The following is an 18923-nucleotide window of genomic DNA, read 5'->3' on the forward strand; positions in this document are numbered from 1 at the left end:
AAATAGAGCTAAGCCTAATTAACTCGTGTCAGAGTTGTACCAGTTTCAATCACTTCCACGCAAGCATTTAATGCACCCTCAACAAGATTCTTAACAGCCTCGTCAGTATAGTAGGCTACATGAGGGGTATAAATAACTTTTGGATGCCTGATAAGGTCTAAAAATGCTTGATCTTCAATTTTTTCACCTTGGAAATTTTTCGGAACATAGGGTCCTTCAAATTCATAAGTATCAATTCCGGCACCATCTAATTGTCCTAAATCTAAAGCTTTTAGAAGATCCTCAGTATCAATGAGTGCACCGCGAGCCATATTCATCAAAATAGCACCTTTTTTAAATTGGCTAAACATATCCTTATTAAAAAGATGTGTATTTTCTTCAGTTGGCGGCATATGTAAAGAAATCAGATCAGCATCCTTGATGGCTTCTTCTACAGAATCTTTATATTCCAGCACTTCTTTAGCAGCTTGACTTTGATAGATATCAAAACCAAGCACCTTGCAGCCAAAGCCTTTAAATATTTTAGCAGTTGCTAGGCCAATACGACCCGTACCAATAATGGCAACAGTCATATCTCCGAGGACACGGCCTCGAATTGGAAGGCTCCAAGAAAAGTTTTGATTCTTAACATTTTCACGAATCAATTCGGTCTTACGGATGAGATTTAGAGCAATTGTTACTGTAAATTCTGCAATGGATTCCGGAGAATAGCTAGGAACGTTACTAATGATAATATCGTTTTTCTTAGCCAATTCTAGGTTATACATATCAACGCCTGCACTACGCTGTGCAATTTGTTTGATTCCCATTTCCTTCAAAATCGGATAGATACCATCATCTAAAGGACCAATTTGAGCATTAGCAATTCCGTCAAAGCCTTGTGCTTCTCTTACTGATTCAACAGTTAGTGGCTCTTCACTTAAGGAAATTTCAATTTGATTAGCCTCTGCCCATTGGCTTGCAAGAATTGCTTCTTCTCCTCGGACATTATAGAGCTTTAATTTCATATCCATTCTCCTTTTAGATATCTAGCTTATAGTCATTGCTATCAATTATTTTGAAAACTTTGATAAATAAATAGTTAAATAAAAAGCTTAAAACGATTGGTGCTAGAACAAAGACTATCAAAACAATCAAAATATTTGCAAATGACCATCCGCCCTTAGCAAGATTCAAGGCATTGATTGGGCCAATTAGACCACTGATCCCAAAACCCGCACTGGCTGGTGTCCCTTGGATATTAAATAAGGCAGCTAAGATGCCTAGTACTGCAGCAGAAGACAGCATTGGCAGCATAATTTTTGGTTTTGACAAGACATTAGCCATAGAAATTTTAGGTGAACCTAAAACATGAGCCAAGGAAGTTCCTTTTGAGTTAACTGACCAACCAGCTATACATAATCCAAAACTAGCAGCACATATACCTAGATTTGCAGCTCCTGAACCTATACCTGATAAGGAAATGGCAAGAGCAATGCCCACTGTTGTAATTGGCGATACGATTAAGAAACAGAAGATCATAGCTATGAGGATTGACATCAAAATAGGTTGTAAGCCTAGTAAGCTAGCAATACCTTGACCAATCATAGCAGTAATCATTTTTACATAAGGCAAAAGTGCACGCCCAATTCCACCAACAAGTAAGAGGGTGACAGTTGGAATAATGATAAGTGTAAACGATTTTGTTTTATCTGATAAATATTGAATCAGTAAAACTCCCAGTGCTGCAGTGATACCCATATTGATGATATCACCAGTACCTTGCAAGCTAATAAGACCCTTGGATACATTTGCGGCACCACCGGCAAAGATTACAGCTAATCCTAATGAAGCTGATTGGATAGGGTTAAATTTAAAATTTCCTCCTACAAACATACCAATAACAAGTCCCATTAGACTTGTGGATACTGCAGTAGCAGCTATCAAAGGTCCAAAACCAGACCACATGGGAAGCAGAGCCTTCATTAACTCTCCAAGAATAGCACCTGGAATTAAGACTACTACTGTTCCTAAGGCGAGACCATTTAAAACATTCATTGTAAAATCTTTTACACTATGTTTTTTACTATTTTCTATCATTACTGTATCTCCTATAAAATTTTGTTTGTGATTTCACTAACTATATAAAGCTTAACACAGCAAGCAAAAATATAGAAATTATTAAAAATTATAGTATTATAAGTTTTGATAATATTTACAGTATAGTAACAGTAAAAAATTGATATGATATACTATAGAAAGAAAAGGATAAGAAATGGATATTAGACAATTAACTTATTTTATTACTGTAGCTGAAACAAAAAATTATTCCCGTGCCGCAAAAAGTCTTTTTGTGACCCAACCTACCTTGTCACAATCAATAAAGAAGCTTGAATCTGAATTAAACACTACCCTCTTTACTCAAAATGGCAGACAGCTCTTTTTGACGGAAGCAGGCGAGATTCTCTATCAACGCGGAAAAGATTTAGTGACAGACTTCAACCAAATTCTTAACGAAATTCAACAACTGAACAAAGAGAAGAAAGAAACCATTAGAATGGGCTTGACCTCCTTATTTGCCATTCAATTCATGAAAGAAATTTCTACTTTTATGGCAACACACTCCAATGTAGAGCTCTCTCTCATTCAATATGGATCACGTAAACTACAAAATTTACTAGCAAATGGTGAAATAGATATTGCCCTCTTATCTTTTCCCAGTATTCGTAAAGATATTATTATTGAACCTGTACAAACCTCCACTCAAGGCTATAAAGTTAGCATAGTATTGCCCAAGTCACACCCACTGGCTAAAGAAAAAACCTTAAAATTGATAGATTTAAAAGAGGCAAGATTTGCTTCCTTAAATGAAGATTACATGTTGGGCGAAATGCTACCTCGGCGCAGTCGAGCGCTTGGTTTTGAGCCAAATATTGTTTTTAAACACAATGACTGGGAAGTTCTCATTCATAGCTTAGAAAGCTTAAATGCCATTACTATCTTGCCCAGCGATTTTGAGGCTCTAAGTCAAATAGAAGACCTCGTGTGGGTTCCTTTCCAAGATCGAAACGATTTTTATCCTATTGGTCTTGCCTACAGAGTTGGCTATTCCTTTAGTCCTCTTATCGAAGAACTGGTAAATACCTTAAAAACAAACTAAAAAAGTGAAGACAAAGTTTGAATTGCACCCCAAAAGTTAGATAAAAAATCTAACGATCAGAGGTCAGTACAGTACTTGTCTTCACTTTTTTGATACTTTTCTTAGCAAGTAAAAAGCGATGATTGAGAGAAATCATCACTTTGTCTACATTTTTTTTACTTGACTTTATCTTCCTTATAATCACAATCATCATTACTACAAACAACTTGTTTGCCGCCGCCTCGGATCTTTTTCTCAACCAGATAATCACCTGATTTTGGACAGTTTCTTCCAACGGGAACATCCCAAGACGTAAATTCACACTCAGGATAACGGTCACAGCCGTAAAAGACACGGTTACGTTTTGTTTTGCGTTCGATAACTTGACCTTTTTGACAGATAGGACAGGTCACACCAATTTCTTTGGTAATAGCTTTTGTGTTTCGACACTCTGGGAAATTACTACATGCATAGAATTTTCCAAAACGTCCCAATTTTATAACCATAGGATGGCCACACAATTCACAATCAAAACCTGCAGGCTCATCTTTAATCTGTATTTTCTCAATTTCTTCTTCAGCCTTGTCCAATTCTTCTGCAAAAGGTTTATAAAATTGATCAATGACAGTTTGCCATTGCCTTCTTCCAACTTCTACTTCATCCAGTTTCAATTCCATATCAGCTGTAAATTTGACATCAACGATATCAGGGAAAAATTCGACAATAAGCTTATTAACAATTTCTCCTAATTCTGTCGGTTCAAAGCGCTTAGCCGCTAACTTAACATAGTAACGACGTTGAATCACTTCTAAGGTTGGGGCATAAGTTGAAGGGCGACCAACTCCATTTTCTTCTAGAGTTTTGATAAGACTTGCCTCTGAAAAACGAGCTGGGGGCTGGGTATAATGCTGTTCTGGAGAAACAGATACTTTTTTAACCACTTCTCCTTCTACCATTTCTGGTAAGACTTTATTTTTATCTGAATCATTGTAAACAGCCATATAGCCATCAAATTTAATCTGACTACCATTAGCAATAAACATCACTTTATTTTGCTCTAGACTTACCTTAACGGTATCAAAAACTGCTGCTGTCATCTGACTTGCGACAAAACGATTCCAAATTAGGGTATAGAGCTTGAGCTGGTCTTTATTTAAATGTTTAGCTATTGATTCTGGGCTAAAATTAACATTAGAAGGTCTGATAGCTTCGTGGGCATCTTGGGCTCCTGAGGCATTTTTGATTTTATTGCCATGCTTAGAGTACTGACTACCAAAACGTTGACTAATAAAAGCTGCTGCATCATTTTGAGCAATGGGGCTAATTCTAGTTGAATCTGTACGCATATAGGTTATTAAACCATGTGTCCCACTGCTACCAAGATTGATCCCTTCGTAGAGTTGTTGAGCAACCATCATCGTCTTACGGGTTCTGAAATTTATCTTATTTGCAGCATCCTGTTGAAGCGAGGACGTTGTATAAGGTAGAGGAGCGTTTCTACGGCGTTCCTTTTTTTCAACTTTGCTAACTTCAAAGTCATCACCTTTAAGCCTAGACAAGACATCCTTAACATCTTCATTTGTGTTAAGCTTTGTCTTCTTACCATCGACCCCATAAAAGTTTGCTTGAAATTTTTTACGGGCTTTTTGGAACAAGCCCTCAATGGACCAGTATTCTTCTGGTACAAAGGCCTTAATTTCATTTTCGCGATCAATAATTAATTTTAAGGCTACTGACTGTACTCGACCAGCAGATAAGCCTTTTTTGACTTTTTTCCATAGAATAGGCGATATGGAATATCCCACAATCCTATCCAAAACACGGCGAGCCTGTTGTGAATCAACTAAATCCATATCAATTTCACGAGGCTCCACAAAGGCATTTTTTACAGCATCTTTTGTAATTTCATTGAAAACAACGCGATTTTTATCTTCAGGATCAAGACCTAAAATATGCGACAAATGCCAAGAAATAGCTTCACCTTCTCGGTCCGGGTCACTGGCTAAGTAAACTTTTTTAGCATTCTTTGCTTCTTTTTTGAGCAAATTAATGAGAGGGCCTTTACCTCTAATATTAATATACTTTGGTTCATAATTATTCTCAAAATCAACTGACATAGATGATTTTTTCAAATCTCTTATATGGCCCACTGAGGCAACAACCTTGTAGTGATGTCCCAAATATTTTTCAATTGTTTTAGCCTTTGCAGGTGATTCTACAATAACTAAATTTTTTTTAGTCTTTGAATCTGTTTTTTTCTTATTCGTAACTTTTTTACTACTCGTTTTAGCCTTTGTTGCTGTTTTCGTTACCAAATTGACACACTTCCTATAACTTATTGGTTAAAGCTTATAGAATAATATCCCATTTTTTTCTAACTGTCAATAAAAAAATTTATATAATAGGAAGAAACTTTAAATATTTTGATATTCCATAAGGATATCTAACCCACTTGTAATACACTTTGCACCTTCTTTAATCAGTTGGTGACAACCATCTGAATTTCCATCAATAATATTGCTAGGTATGGCAAATACATCTCGCCCTTCCTCTAAGGCAATATTACAGGTAATAAGACTTCCAGATCGATATTTTGCTTCTGCAACTAAGACCCCTAAGGAGAGGCCAGCAATAATACGATTACGTTCTGGAAAGTGATAAGATAGAGGTTTTTCTTCAGGTCCATATTCACTTATTAGCAGATGATTCTTAGCTATAAAGGTTTGTAATTTTTTATTTTCTTTAGGATAGTAATAATTAAATCCACAACCAATAACAGCTATGGTGCTGCCGCCATTTTTTAAAATACTCAGATGAGCTGCTGTATCAATCCCTCTTGCTAGTCCACTGACAATCAAAAATTTGTTTTGTAATTGGTTAATAATGGTTCTCACAGACTCAATGCCTTGCTCTGTAGCCTTACGAGATCCAATAACAGCCAGTTTAGGTTTTTCTAGTAGGGCAATATTGCCCTGATAAAAGAGTAAAACGGGGGGATTAAAGATCTGCCTTAGAGCCTGTGGATACTCCTTATCTAAGATGGAAAGAGAAGGGTAAAGCATAAATTCCCTACGTAATTCTTTAAGGTCTAAACTTTTATAGGCCTCCATAAATAAAATGGGATGTTTACATTCTGAAATGACAGCCATATTTCGGATCGTTAATTTTTTGCCATATTGCTTTTGATAGTCTAATACTTTAAGGATTTGATTATTTTTTAAGCCAGCAGATCTTAGTTTGTATATTTCAAAATTATTCATAGTATACCTCTCTATACTAACTATTCGAAAAAAGCCTTTGAAAATTCAAAGACTTGTCTTATTTTTTATCTTTTTTAAAGTTCTTTAATGATTTTTGCTGGATTACCTGCAAGGACGAGATTATCTCCAAAAGACTTGCTTACCACGCTTCCTGCGCCAACGACAACATTATCTCCTAAGCTTACACCTGGCAAAATGGTAACGCCTCCACCTAACCAAACGTTATCTCCAATGGTAATAGGTGCTCCGTATTCTAACCCTGCTATTCTTTCCTTAGCATCAAGAGGATGTAAAGGTGTTAATAATTGGCAATTTGGACCTAGCATAGCATTTTTACCAATTCTTATTTCACAAACATCAAGCATTGTCGTGTTGAAATTAGCATAGAAATTCTCACCAAGATAGATATTACTTCCGTAGTCGCACATAAAGTTTGCTTCCATGAAAATGGAGTCGCCCGTCGCACCTAACCATTCTTTTAGAATTTGGCTTTTTTTAGCTCGGTCCATTTGGTCATTAAAGACTTTCATCAAATGCCTACTTTTATCACGCATTTCTCTTAATTCCCGATCTCCGGCATCATACAGCTGCCCTGCCAACATCTTTTCACGTTCAGTTTTCATTTGTCTTTCTCCTTAAAGTATGCATCAATCCTTAGAAAATGAGCCTGTTCTTATTGTTTAAGAAGACTCTTAATGGGCTCAAAACTTTTCCTATGAATAGGTGTGACACCTTCTGTTTCTAGGGCGTGGAGATGAGTCTTAGTCCCATAGCCAGCATTCCTGGCAAAGCCATAAGCAGGATAGATCTGGTCAAAGTCCATCATCAGTTTATCCCTAGTCACTTTTGCAACGATTGAAGCTGCTGCAATTGATAGTGAATTAGCATCTCCTTTAATAATAGAGTTTTGTGGGATAGGAGTATCAAGCGTCATGGCATCAATTAATAGATAATCTGGTACCTGGTTTTTTCCTTTGATATTTGAGATTGCTGCCAACATAGCCTCTTTGGTGGCCTGATAAATATTAATTTGGTCTATTATCTGGTTATCTATAATACCAATCCCAACTCCTGATGCTTTTTCCAAGATTTCTGAATAGATGAGCTCATGTTTTGCTTTGGGAATTTTCTTAGAGTCGTTTAGTCCAATTATTTTACAATTCTGAGGCAGGATAACACAGGCTGCTACCACCGGACCTGCTAGAGGGCCTCTGCCCACCTCATCTATACCAGCGATAAGTTGAAATCCTTTTTGGTATAAGTCTTTTTCGTAGCGCAGCATTTCTTCCAAACGAAGATCTTCAGCAGCTATAGCCTGAATAGCCTTTCTTCGTTGCTCTAAGAGTTTCTGGACTCCTTTTCGATTGTCTGCCTCTAATTCTAAAAAAAGGGGATCTGAAAGTTCTCTGATAGCTTCTAGCTTTTCTTTAATTACTTTAATTGTTAAAGGCATCCACATCACCAACCTGGTCTAAGGTAAAAACTCCTAACTTACCATCACGTACTTCCTTGACAAAGAGTTGATAAAAACGATCGTAATCGTCTCGAAAACCCAGTTTTCGTGTCATATTCATGATTATATCTGGTGCTTCTTCCTCTAAATTAATGACTGTAAAGCGTTCTTCAAGTCGATTAGGATAATTTTTCTTGAAATAATTTAGGCCAAAGATCGTAACTTCATCAAGAGGCAGCAATTGATCTTTGATAGCTCCGGTTAAAGCTAGTTTCAATCCTACGGTTTGGTCTTCAAATTTTGGCCATAAAATACCTGGGGTATCAAGAATTTCTAAATCCTTATTGGTTCTCAACCATTGTTGACCCTTTGTTACACCGGGTTTATTGCCAACAACTGCTATTTTCTTTCCAGCTAAGCGATTCATCAGTGTAGATTTTCCAGCATTAGGAATGCCGATAATCATGGTTCTTAAGCTTTCCTTTTGAATCCCTCTTTCTCGAAGTTTCTGAATTTTATCAGCCATTAAATCTTTGGCAGCATCCGTAACTTTCTTAACAGTTGACTGTTCTTTTGAATTAATGGCTAGGGTTTTAATGCCCTGATTTTCATAATATTGGCACCATTCATGTGTTCGACTCTTGTCGGCTAAATCCGCCTTATTTAAAATCATTAATTTTGGTTTGTCCCCAACGATCTTAGTAAGCATGGGATTTTGACTGGACAAGGGTAGACGTGCGTCAACTAAAATTGTCACAAAATCAACATGCTTTAAATTTTCTTGAACCTGTCTTCTTGCTTTTGACATGTGTCCAGGGAACCATTGAATAGTTGCCATTTTTATTTCCTTTCACTACTTTAAAAAACGTTTATTTCTGGTATTCATCAACTTATCTTCAACATGAATCGAATCTTACAAGCCTTTTATATTATATCATGAAAGTTCTTTATTAAGGCTATATTTTACTGTCTTCATTTTTCTCTTGCAAAAATTTCTTATTAAATATATAATCTAGTTATAAAAACTAGATAAAGAGGTTCACGTAAATGGAAATGCAAAAATTACCCTACTGGCAGGACTTACCTGATTTAGAACTGTATTTAGATCAGGTTTTACTCTATGTCAATCAGACCACGTCTAAATCACAGACTGATAATTCTTCCAAAAATTTGACTGCTTCAATGATAAACAATTATGTTAAGCACAGCTATTTATCAAAACCAGTGAAGAAAAAATATAGGAAAGAACAAGTTGCTCGTTTGATTGCCATTACTATTTTGAAAAATACCTTTCCCATCCAGACAATTAGTGCAGAGTTAGAGAAACTAAAAATGTCATTAAGTTCAGAAGAACTCTATGACGCCTTTGTTAGTTATTGGAATAAGGCTGACAGTAAGGATCATATCCCTGAAGTAATTAGGGCAGCCTGTCAAACAGTGAAGTCTTATTATAAAACATTGAAGTTAGTTGAACAATTAGAGAGTCAAGAGGGGTCAAATGAATCAAAGCTTTAAACAATCCATACCACTGACATTTGGTGAAGAACTAGCCAATGCTGTTACCCACGGGGTCGGCTCTATGGCCATGTTGATTTTATTACCAATTACTGCTATTTATTCTTATCAAAGCTATGGTTTGAAAGCAGCTATTGGTATTTCTATATTCATCATTTCCTTATTTCTAATGTTCTTATCTTCTACTATTTACCATTCTATGTCCTATGGTTCTCCTCAAAAGTACATCCTTCGCATTATTGATCACAGCATGATTTATATTGCAATTGCTGGCAGTTACACCCCCATTGCCCTTTCCCTGGTTGGTGGCTGGATAGGGTATTGTATTATCATCTTACAATGGGGCGTTACCATATTTGGTATCCTATACAAAATATTAGCAAGATCTATCAATGAAAAATTCAGTCTCGCTCTCTATCTTTTTATGGGCTGGTTAGTCATTTTTATCCTACCTGTTCTTATTCAAAAAACTACTTTGACCTTTGGTCTTCTTATGCTCTTTGGTGGCCTGGCTTATACTGTTGGCGCATTCTTTTATTCCAAAAAAAGACCATATTTTCATATGATATGGCACTTATTTATCTTATTAGCTTCCGCTTTACAGTTTATTGCAATAGTCTTTTATATGTTTTAAACTAAATGACTTTGTCAAGCCCTTTTTGACTAAGAAGTGATATAATAGTTCTTGAATAATTCATCAAGAAAGGAAAAGTATGATGAAGGTTACTATTTTTTTCAATCCTCACTCTGGAAAGAAAAATGATGAACTGGCCGAGAAAGTTAAGGAGACATTAATCACCAAGGGTTTAAGACCTGATGACATTGCCATACTTATTCCAGACAGTATAGATGAAGCCTTCGCTCTTGCTAAAAAGGCTAGCCAAGATAAGATTGACCTCATTATCCCTATGGGGGGTGATGGGACGATCAACAAAATTATAGGTGGTATTTATGAAGGGGGCTCCTTTAGTAAGATTGGACTCATACCTTCAGGAACAGTCAATAATTTTTCCAAGGCTTTAGCTATTCCACGAGAATTTGAGGCAGCTATTGATACCATTATAAACGGACAGACTCAAAAGGTTGATATTTGTAAGGTTAACAATCATTATATGATTAGCAGTCTGACCTTGGGACTTCTTGCTGATATAGCAGCTGATGTCAGCTCAGAAGAAAAAAGAAGATTTGGACCACTCGCTTTTTTAAAAGACAGTTTTAAAATACTAAGGCGTAATCGTAGCTATTCTATTTCTCTTGAAGATAAGGAACGTCATTTAACTCTAAAGACCAAGTTCTTATTGATCACGATGACAAATACTATTGCTGGCTTCCCCTCTTTTTCCCCTGATGCTTTAGTAAATGATGGTTTACTACAAGTTTATACCATGAAAAAATTATCCTTTTTTAAATTTCTCATCCATATCAATGAATTTCGAAGGGGCGATTTTTCCAAGGCAGAAGAAATTTCCCACTTCCACACTGACGCTTTAAAGATTTCTCCCTTAAAAAATCGAAAACATTGGGTTGCTAGAACACGCCTAGATGGTGATAAAAGTGATTACTTACCTGTTTCCTTAAAAGTTATTCAAGGCGCCGTTGAAGTTATCGTACCCAAATCATAGTCCTTGGTCCAAGCAATAGTTCTTTTATTTCTTAATCTTCAGACTGAAATCAACTAAAAGTCACATCATAAAAATAGACCGACTTGTCATTTAGATATTTAACCTGTCAAGTAGACAGGTTAAATATCTAAAATAGTGTTTGTTTTATAAGGTCAGTCGTACAAAATAAATGTGCGACTGATTTTTCATGCACACCACTTAGATAAGAAATATTATAAAGCGCCGCTGTTTCCTTATAATTACGATTGTGTCCAATACAATAATTAACTATCTCTTGACATTCATCAATAGTGGTTTTACGTCTTGCCTCTGCCATGTAGACCTCCTGTTTAGGATTGTAATCCTTAAGTTCTCTATTGGCATTAGACATCCTAATCCACTTTCTTAAAAGCCCTGAAGAAATATTATACTGATGACCTAAATCAACAGATGAAGCTTCGCCACTAATACATTTTCTAACAAGTTTCAATTTAAATTCTTTTGAATAGGAACGGTTTTTTGTTTTCTTGTTAAATCCTAAAATCCCATATTTCTTATAGATGGTAGCCCAATCTTGAATCGTGCTTGTGGAAATATGGAGATTGTTGCATATTTCAGCTCTGGAACGATTACTATTAATGTAATTAAGACAAGCTTTTTTCTCGTATGGGCTGAATCTTTCTCTTCTAGACATAAAAATACCTCTTAAGTAGATTTTGGTTATTTACCATGTCTACTTAAGAGGTATCATATCAATAGCGGGTCGGTCTATTTTTTGTCTTAAAGAAAATGTCGTTAGTTCTTTGTCTTATCGAACTAAGTTTTGTTTTTTACTTAAACTTTATCACCCCTATTTTTGAAGTAGTTTAACTTATCATCAAGTGTTTTACTTGCAGACTGTGCATAGGAGCTAACCAGGCCTTTAGCTTTTTCAACCCCTTCTCCAATAGTGTCACCAGCCTGTTCTGAACACTCTTCAATCATTTCTTGAGAGTCTTCAACCTTATCTGTAACAGTTTCAAAAATTCTTTCACTAATTGTCATGATAGTGTCGTTTAATTCATCAATTTTGTCACTTGTTTCTTTGGCCAGCTGTTTTTTGCTGGATTCAGAAAGTGATAAATATGCTATTGATGCAGCTATTGTTCCTGCGAACAAACCGATCAGTATTCCTTTTTTCCTTGATGTCATCAGCAAACTCCTATTTCATTTTACGGTCTCTAAGTATTTTCTTAGCTAATTTCACTGCTGGGATTAAGAGCAGGATTAGTTGGAAAACCTCAGCCTTATTAACTTTATTTGTTTTTCTCACCTTGGTTGTGTTACTTTTTGCTACCTTCATCAATAGAATTCTCCTTTTTCTTGTTTTTAAGCTTTTCAGACAAAGCCTCTAAAGTGTCTTTAGCATCATCTAAAAATTCTTTGACCTTACCTTTTCCATGCTGAACCTTACCTTCAGTTTCCAGTTCCTTATCATCTGTAAAATGTCCTAGTGACTCCTTAACGTTACCTGAAAATTGATCCTTCTTTGCATCAAATTTTTCTTCTGACATAGCTAACACTTCCTTTCACCTTTATGTAAATAGTAAATGAACGTTTTTAGAAATAGATCACAATAACAAGTGACTACTCCACTTTTTTATCAAAAGGTTTTTAGTAATCATAGATTGGATAACATTGTTAAAAATCTAACAAAACCCTATAATGAATAAGTCAATCTAAGTGACTACTTGTTTATTTATCTATATTGTCATTATATATTTTTTTGATTTTTCAGTCAAGAAATAGCTATGGAAAAATAAAAAAACCAGAAAATTTTCTAGTTTTTAGGTTAATTTATTAAAATCCCAGACATCCGTCACCCAACCTTGATAAAAATCTGGTTCATGACAAACCATAAGGATAGACCCTTTATAGGCTTGTAAGGCATGTCTCAACTCATCTTTAGCATCAACATCTAAATGGTTAGTGGGCTCATCAAGAACCAGGACATTGTTTTCACGATTCATTAATAGGCAAAAACGAACTTTGGCCTGCTCACCACCTGATAAGACATGAATTTGGCTTTCAATGTGTTTAGAAGTCAAACCACATCTAGCAAGTGCTGCTCTGACTTCAGCCTGATTTAAGGATGGAAAGGCATCCCAGACAGCTTCTAGGGGAGTTTGACGGATTGTTTCAGCAACTTCTTGCTCAAAGTAGCCCAACTCTATAAAATCACCACGCTCCACTTGCCCCTCTAGTGGTTTTATAAGGCCTAACAGGCTTTTTAGCAGGGTTGATTTCCCGATACCGTTTGCCCCAGTGATAGCAATCTTCTGATTGCGCTCAAAGCTTAAATTAAGAGCTTCTTTAGTTAGGGGGCGATCATAACCAATAATCAGATCTTTGGCTTGGAAGATAAAGCGACTTGGTGTTCTGGCTTCCTTGAATTCAAAGCTAGGCTTAGGCTTTTCTGATTGCAGTTCAATAATGTCCATTTTATCCAGCTTTTTTTGACGAGACATAGCCATATTACGGGTTGCAACACGCGCCTTGTTTCGATTCACAAAGTCCTGTAAATCTGCAATCTCTTTTTGTTGGCGTTCATAGGCTGCCTCTAACTGAGACTTCTTCATCTCATAGACATCTCTAAATTGGTAGTAGTCACCAGAATAGCGCACTAAATCTTGATTTTCAACATGATAGACAATATTAATAACATCATTTAAAAAGGGAATATCGTGAGAAATCAAAACAAAGGCATTCTCATAATTTTGCAAGTAACGTTTTAACCACTCAATATGTTCTGCATCTAAATAGTTGGTTGGTTCATCAAGGAGTAAAATATCAGGTTTTTCTAAGAGTAGTTTTGCTAACAAAATTTTTGTTCTTTGACCACCAGATAACTCTGTAACGTCGCTATCCATCCCAAAGTCCATAACTCCAAGGGCACGAGCCACTTCATCAATTTTAGCGTCAAGGCTATAAAAATCTCTGGACTCAAGACGATCCTGAAGTTCTCCAACTTCTTCCATAAGGGAGTCCATATCTGCTCCCTCATCAGCCATGGACATATAAATATCATTGATTCTAGCTTCTGTTTTAAAGAGTTCATCAAAGGCTGTTCTTAAAACATCCCGAACAGTTTGACCTGGTTCGAGGACAGTATGCTGATCCAAATAGCCAGCTGTCACATATTTTGACCACTCAATCTTACCTTCATCGGGAACCAAATACCCCGTAACAATGCTCATGAAGGTTGATTTTCCTTCTCCATTAGCTCCTACTAAACCAATATGTTCACCCTTTAAGAGTCTAAAAGAGACATTCTCAAATATGGCACGGTCACCAAAACCATGACTTAAATTTTTAACTTCTAGTATACTCATTTATTATTAAATACAAAGATTAGGATCTCTGCTTTTCCTTTCCCATCAAAAAAGCCGTTAGCACGGCTTTAAGTCATCCCTATTATGGCAAAAATAAGAATACTTGTCAATTTTTACTTTTTACCTAAAAATGATTTAAAAATAGGATAAAGAATTGGCACTGCTATAATAGTCACTAGAGAAGTTCCAAAGGTTCCTATAATCTTGACAAAAGCAGATATCAAAGCTGCATTCATAGGTAAAGAAGCCACGACAAGATTAATAAAAGTATATTTAAAAAGGTTAAGGATAATCTTTGTTAAAGCAGCAACAAAAGCTATGATCACAACATTTTTCTTGCTGTCATCTGATGCCATCCATTTCTCAAAAATGAAGCCTATGAGCACACAAACGATTACAGCTTCTAAAAGGGTGATCCAAACCTCAGCTGCATAACCATTTAAGATATCAAAAATCCCTAGACCCAGACAAGCTATCAAAGAGGCTCGCTTGGTGCCAAAGAGCAGAACTGCCACTACAACAAGGGCATTACCCAGATGAACAAACTGTGGTCCTATAGGTATACGTAGAAACTGAACACTGATAACAATAAGTGCTGCGTAAAGACTGATATCAACGACTTCCTTAGTCTGTAATTTTTTCATTTTTTCTCTCCAATAAGTGCTGAAAACCCACCATCAAATCCAAAAGTTGACCTTCATAAGCGATGCCATACCTTAACTCTTCTCCCAAAGCTAATGTCTCTTCCAAAGATTTATCTAAGAATCGCAGAGCTAAAGGGATAGTATCTTCAAATGATAAATCATGAAAATAGCCAGCTGCTAAAATAGCAGTCAATAAGTCCCCTGTCCCATAAAAATGAAAGGGGTAAGCCTTGGCCATATGGTAAGAAACTCTCTTTTGATTTCTATTAAAATAGGCTAGGCCAATCCTATCTTCTTCCAAGCTTAGTCCTGTTATAAGGATATGTTTATTATCTAATTTGGCAAGTTCTGATAGGATGCCTTCAATGTCTCTTTTTTGATATTTTTCACCCGGATATGGGAGTCCTGATAAGAAAGCTGCCTCTGTCAGGTTTGGTATAATAACATCTACTCCCTTACAAAAACGCCGCATTTCTATAGGAAAATCCTTATCAAATCCCTGATAGAGCTTGCCCTTATCTGCCATGATGGGATCCACAAAAAGTGGTAAGTCTTGATCAGTAGCATATTTTTTCAAACTTCTTAATTGTTCCTTACTCTTGAAATAGCCTGTAAGCACACCATCAACTCTAAAGTTCAGGCTTGTCCATTGCCTTAAGAAGCCCAGCATTTCCTCCTCTAAAACCCTACAATAAATCTCTTGAAAATCTCCAGTATGTGACGATAGCAAAACTGTCGGTAAGGGTTTTACCGAGATTTGGCAAGCCGACATAAGAGGTAAGGAGCTTGTCAGAGCAACTTTCCCTAAACCTGCAAGATCATTAGCCACGATAAGCGACTTCGTCTTTTTATTCATAACTGAACCTTACTTCTAAACTTTTATTACTATCTGTATTGTAAGAAAAGCCTAGCTGTAATACAATAGAGAAAATAAGGAATTGTACGGGGACAGTTATGAGCAGCAAGTACCAAAGAATTATTGAAGATATCAGCCAAAAAATCCATTCTGGCTCCTTAAAAAAAGGAGATAAATTACCTTCCATTCGACAACTCAGTCAAAGCTATGCCTGTAGCAAAGATACTGTTCAAAGAGCTCTAATGGAACTTAAATTTAGAAATGATATCTACGCGGTCAACAAGAGTGGTTATTATGTCCTAGAAAGCCATTTTCACGAAGAAAATCCCATTGAACTCAGTATAAATACTTTCAATGATATGGCCTATAAGGACTTTAGGTTATGTATGACCGAAAGCTTGGTTAATCGCGAAAACTATTTATTCAACTACTATCACCAGACACGAGGTCTAAAGGAATTAATCAAGTCTTTACATAAACAGCTTGCTAAAGACGCTGTTTATGCTAAAGAAAATAATATACTGGTAACATCTGGTAGCCAACAAGCCCTCTATATTTTATCTCAGATGCCTTTTCCAAATGGCAAAAAGACTATCTTAATTGAGCAGCCGACCTATCCTCGCTTACTGGACCTAATTACCTTCCATAAACTACCCTTTCAAACAATTGAACGCCATTTTGAAGGGCTTGATTTAAAAAAATTAGAAGAAATCTTTAGCCGTCAAGATATTAAATTTTTCTATACAATGTCACGTTTTTCAAATCCATTGGGGCTGGCTTATACAAGTTCTGAGAAACAAAAGATCGTTGAATTAGCAGAGCGCTATGATGTTTATATTCTAGAAGATGACTATATGGGGGATTTTAGTAAGACAAATGAACTTCCCCTACACTATTATGACACTTCAGAACATGTTATCTATCTCAAATCTTTCTCGATCACAGTTTTCCCTGCATTGCGCTTAGCTAGCTTGATTCTCCCAGAGTCCCTCATGGAGCTTTTTCTCAAATATAAAAAGATAATGGATTATGATACCAGTTTGATCATGCAAAAAGCACTATCCATCTATATAGATAACGGCATGTTTTCCAAAAATGTTCACTATCTTAATCAGGTTTTTAAGGAACAGTGTCAGCATGCCAAAGAACTTATCCAAAGTTTCCCAGAATTTTCTAGCCATCACATTCTCCCTCAAAAGTTACTCATTGAACTTGCAGACAAAGCTTCTCTGAACAATCTTACCTTCACTAAGGAAGTAAGCTCTTTATCGCATAATTACATCAATGATTGCAGTAAGCCATATATTCAAATATCAAACAATGAAAACTTACTTGAAAATCTCACCCTTTTAAGAACTTGTTTAAGAGAGAAAAAAGAGAGCAGACAAAAGTCCTAAAATAAGAAAATAGCATGAAATCTTTGTTCATAAAACAGTGATTCCATGCTATTTTTATAGTTTATCTTAGAAAAAGTCACTTCTATGTCGGACTTTTTTAGTGTTTTTTTATTTAGTTTGTTCAAATCTTAGATGGACAATAATGCTATCTCCATAGCCATTTCTTTCCAAATCTCTTTGAAGACGATAAGAAATGTAGTGTTCAGCAATATTAATATAGCCAGCATCCATAAGGCGATTCTCAACAAGGGATTGAATCATATTGATCGTTGGTTTTTCAACTTTTGCTTCTTCTAGGTCAATAATAACTTTCTTTGTAACCTGTGCCAAGTTTTGGCGCCATGTTTCATCTATAACATAGACAGTCTGAGCTGCTTTGATGATTGCTTGAAAAATCTTTTCCGGGTCAAATTCGGCAACCTGTCCATCACGTTTAATAATTTGCATAAAATGGCCTCATTTCATTCTTTTCAACTTATATTCATTATGCAAATATTTTGAATTCTTGTCAAGTTTTAAGGCTAAAAAAGCTTGAAATTAGCTTCTGAATGAACTTTTACAAGAAGTGACAAATTGTGCATAGATATTCATTTTGATCTATAGGAGTTCAAATAGGTCTGTTTTTGTAGGTCTAATCAGTCCACGCTTATGTAAAGTTTCAGCAATTTGAACTGAATTCCATGCTGTTCCCTTTAAAAGATTATCAGATACTACCCATAAATGGATGCCATTTGGTAGATCCAAATCTTTTCGAATCCGACCAACAAAGATATCTTTGGAACCAATAGCATTAAGAGTTTGCGGATATACTTGATTGCTGACATCATCTTCTAAGACAGCTCCTGGAAAGACTGAAATGGCAGATCTTACCTGGTCAATTGGAGCCTCTTTTTTGTTTCAATATAGACAGATTCTGAATGTGCCCTTATGATGGGTATATGAACGCAGGTTGCTGACACTTTTAGTGATGGATAGGACATGATCTTCTTTGTTTCCTTGGTCATCTTCATCTCCTCATAGGTATAATCATTCTGAGTGAAAAGATCAATTTGTGCCAAGGCATTAAAGGCAATGGGGAAGTGTTTTTGATCTGCAGCAGTTTGTAAGATGTGAGCGGAGAGGTCTTTTGCATTGGGCCTTGATCCATAAGTTCTTTGTACTGATGATATGTTTCATTTATGGCAGATTGCCCTGCCCCAGAAACAGCTTGATAGGTCGAAACGATGATCCTCTCTATTCCCCATTTTTATCGGATGGGTTCTACTGCTACCATCAACTGAATTGTTGAACAGCTGGGACAGGCTATAATCCCCTGATGATCATCCAAGGCTTGTGAGTTAACTTCTGGTACCACCAGAGGCACAGCCGGATTTTGTCTAAAATAGGAAGTGTTATCTACAACTACAGCGCCAGCCTTAACTGCATAAGGGGCATATTTTTTAGATATGGTTCCACCAGCTGAAAATAGGGCTATATCAATATTTTCAAAGGAATCTTCTCTGGTTTCATCTACAAGAGCATCTGTGTCTTTAAATGCCATCCTTTTTCCTGCGGATTTTGCTGAGGCTAAAAGCTTTAGACTTGAAATAGGGAGGTCGGACTCTTCTAGCATCGCTATCATTTGTGAACCAACCGCACCAGTAGCTCCAACTACTGCAACCGTATAAGCCCTATCCTTCTCCTTTATTCTCTTGCATGAAGGACTTTA

20 protein-coding genes and 1 pseudogene are annotated in these 18923 nt (G+C 36.2%); 5 read left to right on the forward strand and 16 right to left on the reverse strand.

Annotated features, from left to right (window positions below):
• Positions 1 to 14: 14 nt before the first annotated feature.
• Positions 15 to 1007, reverse strand: a complete 993-nt coding sequence (locus HBN42_RS01505; protein ID WP_165993031.1) for a D-lactate dehydrogenase — start codon at positions 1005 to 1007, stop codon at positions 15 to 17.
• A gap of 13 nt (positions 1008 to 1020) precedes the next feature.
• Positions 1021 to 2079, reverse strand: coding sequence for a PTS sugar transporter subunit IIC (locus tag HBN42_RS01510; RefSeq protein ID WP_165993033.1), 1059 nt, complete (start codon positions 2077 to 2079; stop codon positions 1021 to 1023).
• A gap of 175 nt (positions 2080 to 2254) precedes the next feature.
• Between HBN42_RS01510 and HBN42_RS01515 the strand changes: the two genes are divergently transcribed.
• Entirely contained in the window at positions 2255 to 3139 is an 885-nt protein-coding gene (locus HBN42_RS01515; protein ID WP_165993035.1) for a LysR family transcriptional regulator, read from the forward strand.
• 155 nt (positions 3140 to 3294) lie between these two features.
• On the opposite strand, the gene topA is transcribed toward HBN42_RS01515, so the two are convergent.
• The 5 genes from topA to ylqF form a co-directional block, all read right to left on the reverse strand.
• Entirely contained in the window at positions 3295 to 5433 is a 2139-nt protein-coding gene (gene topA / locus HBN42_RS01520) for a type I DNA topoisomerase (RefSeq protein ID WP_165993036.1), read from the reverse strand.
• A gap of 99 nt (positions 5434 to 5532) precedes the next feature.
• On the reverse strand, positions 5533 to 6378 hold the full coding sequence (gene dprA, locus HBN42_RS01525) for a DNA-processing protein DprA (RefSeq protein ID WP_165993038.1): 846 nt from the start codon (positions 6376 to 6378) through the stop codon (positions 5533 to 5535).
• A 74-nt stretch (positions 6379 to 6452) separates the two neighbouring features.
• Complete coding sequence (locus HBN42_RS01530; RefSeq protein ID WP_165993041.1) at positions 6453 to 7001, reverse strand: sugar O-acetyltransferase; 549 nt, start codon at positions 6999 to 7001, stop codon at positions 6453 to 6455.
• 50 nt (positions 7002 to 7051) lie between these two features.
• Positions 7052 to 7831 (reverse strand): ribonuclease HII, encoded by a 780-nt coding sequence (locus tag HBN42_RS01535; protein WP_165993043.1) that lies wholly within the window; start codon positions 7829 to 7831, stop codon positions 7052 to 7054.
• Positions 7815 to 8669, reverse strand: a complete 855-nt coding sequence (ylqF, locus tag HBN42_RS01540) for a ribosome biogenesis GTPase YlqF (RefSeq protein ID WP_165993045.1) — start codon at positions 8667 to 8669, stop codon at positions 7815 to 7817. The genes HBN42_RS01535 and ylqF overlap by 17 nt, the downstream gene beginning before the upstream one ends.
• A gap of 209 nt (positions 8670 to 8878) precedes the next feature.
• On the opposite strand from ylqF, the gene HBN42_RS01545 reads away from it, so the two are divergent.
• The 3 genes from HBN42_RS01545 to HBN42_RS01555 all read left to right on the forward strand — a co-directional run bounded on the left by HBN42_RS01545 (position 8879) and on the right by HBN42_RS01555 (position 10968).
• Complete coding sequence (locus HBN42_RS01545; RefSeq protein ID WP_165993047.1) at positions 8879 to 9346, forward strand: DUF1836 domain-containing protein; 468 nt, start codon at positions 8879 to 8881, stop codon at positions 9344 to 9346.
• A complete protein-coding gene (trhA, locus tag HBN42_RS01550) occupies positions 9330 to 9980 on the forward strand; it encodes a PAQR family membrane homeostasis protein TrhA (protein WP_165993049.1) in 651 nt (216 codons plus the stop codon). The genes HBN42_RS01545 and trhA overlap by 17 nt, the downstream gene beginning before the upstream one ends.
• Positions 9981 to 10059: 79 nt before the next feature.
• Complete coding sequence (locus tag HBN42_RS01555) at positions 10060 to 10968, forward strand: diacylglycerol/lipid kinase family protein (RefSeq protein WP_165993051.1); 909 nt, start codon at positions 10060 to 10062, stop codon at positions 10966 to 10968.
• A gap of 127 nt (positions 10969 to 11095) precedes the next feature.
• On the opposite strand, the gene HBN42_RS01560 is transcribed toward HBN42_RS01555, so the two are convergent.
• From HBN42_RS01560 to HBN42_RS01590, 7 genes are all read right to left on the reverse strand, one after another.
• Positions 11096 to 11641 carry a transposase gene (locus HBN42_RS01560; RefSeq protein ID WP_235925319.1) on the reverse strand — a complete coding sequence of 182 codons (546 nt, stop codon included), beginning with the start codon at positions 11639 to 11641 and terminating at the stop codon, positions 11096 to 11098.
• Between the two features lie 140 nt (positions 11642 to 11781).
• The gene (locus HBN42_RS01565) at positions 11782 to 12138 is read right to left on the reverse strand and encodes a hypothetical protein (protein ID WP_165993053.1); all 357 of its coding nucleotides are present in this window, start codon (positions 12136 to 12138) and stop codon (positions 11782 to 11784) included.
• 10 nt (positions 12139 to 12148) lie between these two features.
• Entirely contained in the window at positions 12149 to 12289 is a 141-nt protein-coding gene (locus HBN42_RS01570; RefSeq protein WP_165993055.1) for a hypothetical protein, read from the reverse strand.
• Entirely contained in the window at positions 12270 to 12500 is a 231-nt protein-coding gene (locus HBN42_RS01575; protein ID WP_165993057.1) for a CsbD family protein, read from the reverse strand. Before HBN42_RS01575 ends, HBN42_RS01570 begins: the two co-directional genes overlap by 20 nt.
• Before the next feature lie 273 nt (positions 12501 to 12773).
• Positions 12774 to 14318, reverse strand: coding sequence for an ABC-F family ATP-binding cassette domain-containing protein (locus tag HBN42_RS01580; RefSeq protein ID WP_165993059.1), 1545 nt, complete (start codon positions 14316 to 14318; stop codon positions 12774 to 12776).
• Positions 14319 to 14431: 113 nt separating this feature from the next.
• Entirely contained in the window at positions 14432 to 14962 is a 531-nt protein-coding gene (locus HBN42_RS01585; protein ID WP_165993060.1) for an ECF transporter S component, read from the reverse strand.
• Positions 14943 to 15818 (reverse strand): pyridoxamine kinase, encoded by an 876-nt coding sequence (locus HBN42_RS01590; protein WP_165993062.1) that lies wholly within the window; start codon positions 15816 to 15818, stop codon positions 14943 to 14945. Before HBN42_RS01590 ends, HBN42_RS01585 begins: the two co-directional genes overlap by 20 nt.
• Positions 15819 to 15916: 98 nt before the next feature.
• On the opposite strand from HBN42_RS01590, the gene HBN42_RS01595 reads away from it, so the two are divergent.
• Positions 15917 to 17215 carry an aminotransferase-like domain-containing protein gene (locus tag HBN42_RS01595; protein ID WP_165993064.1) on the forward strand — a complete coding sequence of 433 codons (1299 nt, stop codon included), beginning with the start codon at positions 15917 to 15919 and terminating at the stop codon, positions 17213 to 17215.
• A gap of 108 nt (positions 17216 to 17323) precedes the next feature.
• Here the strand turns inward: HBN42_RS01595 and HBN42_RS01600 are convergent, their stop codons facing one another.
• Together HBN42_RS01600 and HBN42_RS01605 are read right to left on the reverse strand one after the other, a co-directional pair.
• Positions 17324 to 17662, reverse strand: a complete 339-nt coding sequence (locus tag HBN42_RS01600; RefSeq protein WP_165993066.1) for an ATP cone domain-containing protein — start codon at positions 17660 to 17662, stop codon at positions 17324 to 17326.
• 150 nt (positions 17663 to 17812) lie between these two features.
• Positions 17813 to 18836, reverse strand: a pseudogene (locus tag HBN42_RS01605) (aspartate-semialdehyde dehydrogenase).
• Positions 18837 to 18923: the final 87 nt, after the last annotated feature.

This window comes from Streptococcus catagoni, assembly GCF_011421425.1.
GTDB lineage: Bacteria > Bacillota > Bacilli > Lactobacillales > Streptococcaceae > Streptococcus > Streptococcus catagoni.